Raw genomic sequence first — 7,938 nt, 5'->3', positions numbered from 1 at the left:
AACACCTCTTTTGTTCCTTGGTTTCAGGTTTTAATTCGTGTGGTAATACGTTATACTTAACTCGCCCCCGATATGGGCCGCGCGCTGCTGCTGGCCTTCAAACGAGGGTATTTGGACATCCCCTACTGCTTACATCCGGACAACAGAGGAGACACGCGCAGCTTCATCGACGGCGACGGCCGGTTGCGCTGGGAGTCCACCGGCGCCCTGCCGCTCGGCGGCTCCCCGCGGCGGGGTGGTGGCGGGCGGTTCACTTCGGCAGACCTTCTCAAGGACCTCTCTTATATGCGCCGGAAATTCGACGATCCCATGGCTGTCGATTTGGTGTGAACTCCCCGCACGGCGACAGGTTCAGCCTCGGCCGACGTTCGCTCCTTCGGCGGGAGGGGCGGTGCTCTGCCGTACGACGAGCTGGGGAGTGGGGGCCTGGACGGGGCGGGGTTGGGGTCGTTCGGCCATGACGCGGAGCAGTTCGGTGGCCGTGAGCGTGCCGAGTGCGAAGGTGTCGCGGGTGAGCGCGGTGAGGGTGGGGCGCGCCATGGTGGTGAGGACGGAGTCGTCGAAGGACACGACGGACACCTCGTCGGGCACGGGGATGCCCATCTCGGTGGCCACGCCGAGTCCGGCGACCGCCATCACGTCGTTGTCGTAGACGACCGCCGTGTAGCGCGGCCGCGCTTCGAGCAGCCGGCGGGTCGCCGACGCGCCCTGGGCGTCGGAGTAGTCGGTGGCGATGGACGTCACGTCGACGCCGGCCGAGTCGCGTACTTCGTCGATCGCCCGCAGCCGGCGCTGGGTGTGCTGGTAGGACACGGTGCCGCTGACGTGACCGATGCGCCGGTGTCCGAGGCCGACCAGATGGTCCAGGATGCTGACCGTCGCGGCGTGGTCGTCCACCCAGACGCTGGTCAGCGGCATGGGGTTGCCGTGGCTTCCCAGCACCACCGCGGGGATGCCGAGATCGGCGACGAGTTGTGGCCGTACGTCGTCGACCGCGAGGTCGAGCAGGACGAGCCCGTCGACGCGGTTCTCGGCCGCCCAGCGCCGATAGACCGCGATCTGGGTCTCGGTGTCCTCGACGATGAGCAACTGGGTGGCGATCCCTCGGTTGGACAGACAGGACTGCAGCCCGGAGAGGAACTGGGCGAAGAACGGCTCGACGCCCAACGTGCGTGCGGGACGGGCGATGACGATGCCGACCACGTCGTTGGTCGCGCCCTTGAGTGCCCGAGCGGCCAGGTGCGGGCGCCAGTTGAGTTCATCCGCGACATCGAGGATGCGCTTGCGGGTCGCATCGCTCAGCCCGGGGCGCCCGTTGACCGCGATGGACACGGCGGCGACGGAGACGCCCGCGAGCCGTGCGATGTCGGTGCTGCGCAGTCGGGGCGGCGGCTCCCCGGCGGGCGTGCGTCCGGGGGAGCCCGAGTCCGCCTCCGCTCCTGACGAGGCGTTCTTCTTCGGTGACATCGATCCTCCATCGTGGCGCACATGGACTTTACACAAACGTGACAACGCGCTGCGGTGACCGCCGAACTGAAACGTATTAATCTGCGGCCACTCGCGCTACTACTAAAACGTATTAGATGGCCTGTCGCTCCTCCTCCGCGGAGAGAACCACGCATGCACAATCACTTCAGCAGGACACTCGAGCGGCTCGACCGCGTGCGCCGGGAGCGCATCCTTCCCCAGGTCCACCGCCGTCTGGGGGGCGTTGAGGTCGAGGCATGGGCGGTCGGGGACGACGCCGAGCCGGTGAGCCCCCGTCATGCGCTCGGGCTGGCACCGGAACCCCAGCGCGACCGTCCCGACTACCGCCCCTTCGCCCTGGGCGACCCCTGGGGGCCGGCGTGGTCCACGACCTGGTTCCGTATCCGCGGCGAGGTCCAGCCCCAGACGTCCGGAGCGATCGACCTCGTGCTCGATCTAGGCTGGTTCGACCACTCCGTCGGCGGTCACTGCGAGGGCCTGGTCTTCACGCCGGACGGCACCATCGTCAAGGGGCTGCACCCGCGGCAGACGGCGATCCGGCTCAACGAAGGTCCCGGGCTGCTCGACTCCGACGGCCGCTTCGAGCTGTACGTGGAGGCCGCGGCGAACCCGCTCCTGTTGGGGCTGCCGCCCTTCGTCGTCACCGAGCACGGTGAGAAGGGCGCACAGGAGCCGTTCGAGCAGTTCCGGTTGCGGCGTGCGGAGACCGCCGTGTTCTCGCCGGAGGTGTACGCGCTCCTGTCCGACCTGGACGTGCTCGGCGGCCTGGCCGCCGAACTCACCGAGGACGAGCCGCGCCACTGGCGGCTGCTCCGCGGAATCGAGCACGCTCTGGACGTTTACGACGAGGCGGACGCAGAAGGCAGCGCCCGCCGGGCACGCGCCGTCCTCGCCCCGCTCCTGGCCGCGCCCGCACACTCCTCCGCCCACCGCATCACCGCGGTGGGACATGCGCATATGGACTCGGCATGGCTGTGGCCGCTGCGTGAGACCGTGCGGAAACTCGCCAGGACCGTCTCCAACGCCCTCGCCCTGCTGGACGCCCATCCCGATCTCGTCTACACCATGTCGGCGGCGCAGCACTTCGCCTGGCTCGAAGAGCACTACCCCGAACTCTTCGCACGGGTACGGGACCATGTCGAGCGCGGACGGCTGGTGCCGGTCGGCGGGATGTGGGTGGAGCCGGACGGCGTCATACCCACCGGCGAGTCGCTGGTGCGCCAACTGACCTACGGAAAGCGCTACTTTCTCGACCGCTTCGGCATCGAGGCGCGGGAGGTGTGGCTGCCGGACTCCTTCGGCTACTCGGGCGCACTGCCGCAGTTGGCGCGCCGGGCCGGGGCCCGCTGGTTCCTGACCCAGAAGATCTCCTGGAACGACACCACGACCTTCCCGCACCACTCCTTCTGGTGGGAGGGCATCGACGGCACCCGGATCTTCACCCACTTCCCACCCGCCGAGACCTATGCCGCCGAGGTCACCGCCCGCGAACTGCGCCACGCGGTCACCACCTTCAAGGACAAGGCGATCGCCTCCCACTCGCTGCTGCCCTACGGCTATGGCGACGGCGGGGGCGGCCCCACCCGGGAGATGGCAGAACGGCTGCGCCGCTTCGCCGACCTGGAAGGTGCGCCACGCGTGGTGTCCCGGACTCCAGCGGAGTTCTTCGAGGACGCCGAGACGGAGCTGCGCGAGGTCGAGTCGGCCGCGCCGCCGCTGGCACCCGTCCACCGCGGCGAGCTGTACCTGGAGCTGCACCGGGGCACCCTGACCTCCCAGGTGGCGATGAAACGGCACAACCGGGCCTGTGAATCGCTGCTCCGGGCGGCCGAGTATCTGAGCGCGGCGGCCACGGTGCTGCGCGGGGCGCCCTATCCGAAGGATCGCCTCGACGAGATCTGGCGCGGTGTACTCCTGCACCAGTTCCACGACATCCTGCCGGGCACCTCGATCAGCTGGGTGCACCGCGAGGCCCGCGACACCTACCGGGCGACCGAAGCCCGCCTGCACGAGCTCATCGACGAGGCGGCCAAGGCCCTGGGCACCGCGACAGACGGAAGGACGCACGGGCAGACGGCAGAGTTGCTTCCTCCGTTCGTATCGTCACGCACCGCCGACGCCGAGAGCGAGCCGGACCCCGTCCGGATCGCCGACGGGGAAGCCGGTGCGACCGTCCTGGACGACGGCCTGCTGCGGGTCGTCATCGACGCCGACGGCCACCTCACCTCGCTCGTCGACCTGCGCGGCGGCCGTGAGGTGGTGCCGCCCGGCGAGCGCGCGGGCGTACTGCAGCTGTTCCGCGACGAGCCGGTGCGGTGGGACGCATGGGATGTGGACCGGCACGCCCTGCGGCACTTCCAGGTGGTCGACGACGTCACCAGCCGTACGGTGGTCCAGGACGGGCCCGACGCCGGCGTCGAGGTCGTCCGGCGGTTCGGCGCGTCGACGGTCACGCTGACGATGTGGCTGAGGGCGGGCACCGGACGGTACGAGACGGAGTGCGAGGTCGACTGGCAGGAGCGTGAGCGTTTGCTCAAGGTCGCTCTGCCGGTCCACGTCATGGCACGTACGGCCCGGTACGAGACGCAGTACGGCTACGTCGAGCGGCCGCTCCTGGTGAACACCGGGGCTGAGGACGCGATGTTCGAGGCCGCCATGCACCGGTACATCCAGGTGGCCGACGGCGCCTTTGGGCTGGCGATCCTCAACGACACCATGTACGGCGCCGACGCCCGCGCCGACCACGACTCCACCGTCGTCCGGCTGTCGCTGCTGCGCGGCAGCCGCTTCCCCGATCCGGACGCCGATGTGGGCCGCCACCACTTCCGCTGGGCGCTGCTTCCCGGTGCGGATGTGCCCGCCGCGGTGGAGGCCGCGTCCTTGTTCAACGCGCCCGACATCGCGGCGCTCCCACCACGGGAACCCCTGGTGGCCATCGAGCCGCTGACGGGCCACGCCATCGTCGACTGGGTCAAACTCGCCGACGACGGCTCCGGCGACCTCGTCGTACGGGTCTACGAGACGCAGGGCGCCCGGGCGCGCGCCCTGCTCCGACCCTGTGCCGGGCTCGCCGCGGACGCCGTCGTATGGGAGACCGACCTGCTGGAACGCGGACTCCCGACCGAAGAAGCCGCCGGAGAAGCCGTCGCGGACGCCGCCAAGGACCACCTGTCCACGGCCCTGCCCCGGACCTCGGCCGGCGCGCGCCGTCCCGCCGACGGCGCGGCCCTGGAACTCGGCCCCTTCCAGGTGGCGACCCTGCGCATCGCCCCCTGATCCGAAGGCGCCATCACACACCCCATGTGAGGAGAAGACGAATGAAGTCAGCGGGAAGACGGGCCGCGCTCACCGCGGGACTGGCCCTCGGTTCGTTGCTGCTGTCCGCCTGTGTCACGGGCGGCGGCGGTGGCGGCGACGACACCTCGGCGAAGGCACCGGACGGAAAGGTGTCCGGCAAGATCACCTTCCAGACCTGGAATCTGAAGAACGACAAGTTCACCTCGTACTTCAACGGCCTCATCGCCGCGTTCGAGAAGGCCCACCCGGGCACCGACATCAAGTGGGTGGACCAGCCCGCCGAGGGCTACCAGGACAAGCTGTCCGCCGACGCCGCGGCCAACTCCCTCCCCGATGTGGTCGACATGGGGCCGGAGGCCGCCTACACCCTGGCGCAGGCGGGCGTCCTGCTCGACCTGGGCAAGGCCGACCCCAAGGCCAAGGGCAAGTATCTGGACAAGGCGTGGGAGGCCATGACCTTCGACGGCCTGGGCGGTGGTACGTACGGCTACCCGTGGTACCTGAACACCGGTCCGTCCTTCTTCAACAAGGCCCTGTTCAAGAAGTGCGGGCTGAACCCCGACAAGCTGCCCGCCACCTACGCCGAGCTGTTCGACCAGGCGGAGACCATGGCGAAGAAGTGCTCGGACACGATGATGATCGCCAGGATGCCGGCCATCGAGACCTTCGGCGAGTACGGCGTGCCGCTCATGGACGAGCGCGGTGAGAAGTTCACCTACAACGACGCCAAGGGCGTGGAGTACGTCGAGCGGTTCCGCAAGCTGTACGCCAAGAAGGGGATGGACGAGGAGGCGCTGAACAACCTGCAGACCAAGGAGGTCGAGGAGTTCAAGGCGGGCCGCCTGGCCTATCTGCCCGGCAGCTCGTACACGCTGGACGATCTGAAGGCCACCGCGCCCGAGGTCTACAAGAACCTGGGCATCGGGCCCCGGATCAACAACAGCGCGCCCAACATGTACATCGAGTCCCTGGTCGTCAACGCCAGCAGCAAGAACCAGTCCCTGGCGCTCGCCTTCGCCAAGTACGTGACGGACTCGACCAACCAGCTTGCCTTCGCCAAGAAGGCGTCGGTCTTCCCCTCGTCGGCCGGGACGCTGGACGACGCGTACTTCACCAAGGACGACGGGGACCCGGCCACCAAGGTGCGGCTGGAGAGCACCGCCCAGGTGAAGAAAGCCGTCGTGTGGTGGCCGCCGGCGTTCTCCGGGTCGGCCGACAGCCAGACGCTGCGCGAGCAGATAGCGCAGGCGCTGCTGGGCAAGAAGTCGGTGAAGAAGGCGCTGGACGACTCCGTCAAGTACTCCAACGAGCGCCTGGACGCCAACAAGTGACCACCGAAGCCCGGCCTGGGACCTCCCTCAAGCGAGGCGGCGGTCGCCCGTCTCGCCGAGGGGGGAACGTCCTGGCCACGCACCGCTGGTTCCTGACCCCGTGGCTGTTTCTGCTGCCCGGGCTGACCGTCATCGTGCTCATGGTCATGGTGCCGTTCGCGAACACTCTGGGGCTGGCCTTCACGGACTCGACCCTGCTGCGGCAGGGGAGTTACGTCGGCTGGGAGAACTTCCACCGGATGTTCGCCGACGAGCGCTTCACCACCGCCCTGCTGAACTCCACGCTCTACACCGTGTGCGTGGTGCCCTGCATGGTGGTCCTCCCGCTCATCCTCGCCACGCTGGTGAGCGGCGCGGGACGGCTTTCGGGTTTCTTCCGCACCACGATGTATCTGCCCGTCGTCATGTCGCCCGTGGTCGTCGGGCTGATCTGGACGAACATGCTCGACAAGCGGGGTCTGGTCAACGCGCTGTTCGACACGCTCCACCTGGTCGCCGAGCCCGTACCGTTCCTCAGCGACCGGTGGCTGCTGCTCTTCAGCGCGATGTTCGTCACTGTATGGACCGGCCTGGGCTACTACATGGTCATCTACCTCGCGGCCCTGGCCAATATCGACCAGAGCCTGTACGACGCGGCGGCGATGGACGGCGCCGGTGTGGTGCGCACCTTCCTCAACGTCACGGTCCCCGGGGTGCGTTCGACGATGACGCTCATCGCCGTGCTGTCCTCCGTGGCGGCCTTCCGGGTGTTCGGCGAGATCTACGTCCTCACCGGCGGCACCGGGGGAGTGGGCGGCGGCGATCTGACCATGACCATGCTGATCCAGCGGGAAGGCACCGGGCTGCAGGCGCGCACCGGGTACGCGGGCGCGATCAGTCTCTTCATGTTCGTCGTCCTCGGCGCGCTGCTGCTCGTACAACTCGCCGTGCAGCGCAGGCAGAGGAGTTCCTGATGGCTCAGCTCTCTTCCCGCTCGCGCACCACGGCCACCCGGCGGCGCAGGGCCCGGCCGGGCTCCGTGGCGCGCTATCTCATCCTCGTACTCATGGCCGTGCTCCTCGCCGGACCGCTGGTGTGGCAGCTCTCGCTGTCCCTCAAAGGCTCCGGTGAACCGCTGTACACCCGGCCGCCCGCGGTGATCCCCGAACACCCCACGCTCGATCACTTCGCCACGGTGCTCGACCGCGTACCCGTGCCGCGCTATCTGCTGAACTCGCTGGCGGTGGCGGCCATGGCCGTGGTTGGCAACGTTGTCGGCGCCACCTGCGCCGGCTACGCCCTGGGCAAGCTGCGGTTCCGCGGCAGGGGCCTGGCCACCGCGGTCGTCGTGGCCGCCCTGCTGGTCCCGTCCGAGACCGTGCTGATCGCCCAGTTCCTCACGATCAGGACCGCCGGGCTGGTGAACACGCTGTTCGGGGTCGCCCTGCCGACCCTGGTGGCGGCGCTGAACGTACTGCTCATGCGCAACGCGTTCCGCAACCTTCCCGCGGAGTTCGAAGAGGCCGCCATCGTCGATGGCGCCAACGCCTGGCAGCGGTTCATCCGGGTATCCGTGCCGCAGGTCAAGGGCGTGATCACGGTGGTGGCGATCTTCGCCTTCGTCGGCTCGTGGAACGACTTCCTCTGGCCCCTGATCGTCCTGTCGGACGAACAGAACTACACCCTCACCGTCGGCCTGAACCGGCTGCGCGGCACCTTCTACGACGATCCGCGCCTGATCGCGGCCGGCACCATCATCGCCCTGCTTCCCATCGTGGCGTTCTTCGCCGCCTTGCAGCGCTACTTCTTCCGCGGGCTGGAAGCCGGCGGCCTGAAAGGTTGA

6 protein-coding genes are annotated in these 7,938 nt (G+C 68.6%); 5 read left to right on the top strand and 1 reads right to left on the bottom strand.

Annotation, left to right across the window (positions count from 1 at the left end):
• Positions 1–72 precede the first annotated feature (72 nt).
• On the top strand, positions 73–330 hold the full coding sequence (locus ACWDSL_RS28205; RefSeq protein WP_450490030.1) for a hypothetical protein: 258 nt from the start codon (positions 73–75) through the stop codon (positions 328–330).
• A gap of 21 nt (positions 331–351) precedes the next feature.
• On the opposite strand, the gene ACWDSL_RS28200 is transcribed toward ACWDSL_RS28205, so the two are convergent.
• Positions 352–1,467: a LacI family DNA-binding transcriptional regulator gene (locus ACWDSL_RS28200; RefSeq protein WP_450490028.1), complete on the bottom strand. Its 1,116-nt coding sequence runs from the start codon at positions 1,465–1,467 to the stop codon at positions 352–354.
• Between the two features lie 153 nt (positions 1,468–1,620).
• Between ACWDSL_RS28200 and ACWDSL_RS28195 the strand changes: the two genes are divergently transcribed.
• Genes ACWDSL_RS28195 through ACWDSL_RS28180 form a run of 4 tightly spaced genes read left to right on the top strand, consistent with a single transcriptional unit; the run spans position 1,621 to position 7,938 of the window.
• Entirely contained in the window at positions 1,621–4,764 is a 3,144-nt protein-coding gene (locus ACWDSL_RS28195; protein ID WP_450490026.1) for an alpha-mannosidase, read from the top strand.
• Between the two features lie 41 nt (positions 4,765–4,805).
• Positions 4,806–6,116: an extracellular solute-binding protein gene (locus ACWDSL_RS28190; RefSeq protein ID WP_450490024.1), complete on the top strand. Its 1,311-nt coding sequence runs from the start codon at positions 4,806–4,808 to the stop codon at positions 6,114–6,116.
• Positions 6,113–7,069 carry a carbohydrate ABC transporter permease gene (locus tag ACWDSL_RS28185; protein ID WP_450490022.1) on the top strand — a complete coding sequence of 319 codons (957 nt, stop codon included), beginning with the start codon at positions 6,113–6,115 and terminating at the stop codon, positions 7,067–7,069. The genes ACWDSL_RS28190 and ACWDSL_RS28185 overlap by 4 nt, the downstream gene beginning before the upstream one ends.
• Positions 7,069–7,938 carry a carbohydrate ABC transporter permease gene (locus tag ACWDSL_RS28180; RefSeq protein WP_450490020.1) on the top strand — a complete coding sequence of 290 codons (870 nt, stop codon included), beginning with the start codon at positions 7,069–7,071 and terminating at the stop codon, positions 7,936–7,938. The genes ACWDSL_RS28185 and ACWDSL_RS28180 overlap by 1 nt, the downstream gene beginning before the upstream one ends.

Source organism: Streptomyces sp. NPDC000941 (genome assembly GCF_053599555.1).
The sequence above is the reverse complement of the archived record's forward strand: the minus strand, read 5'-3'. Positions and strand labels throughout refer to the sequence as shown.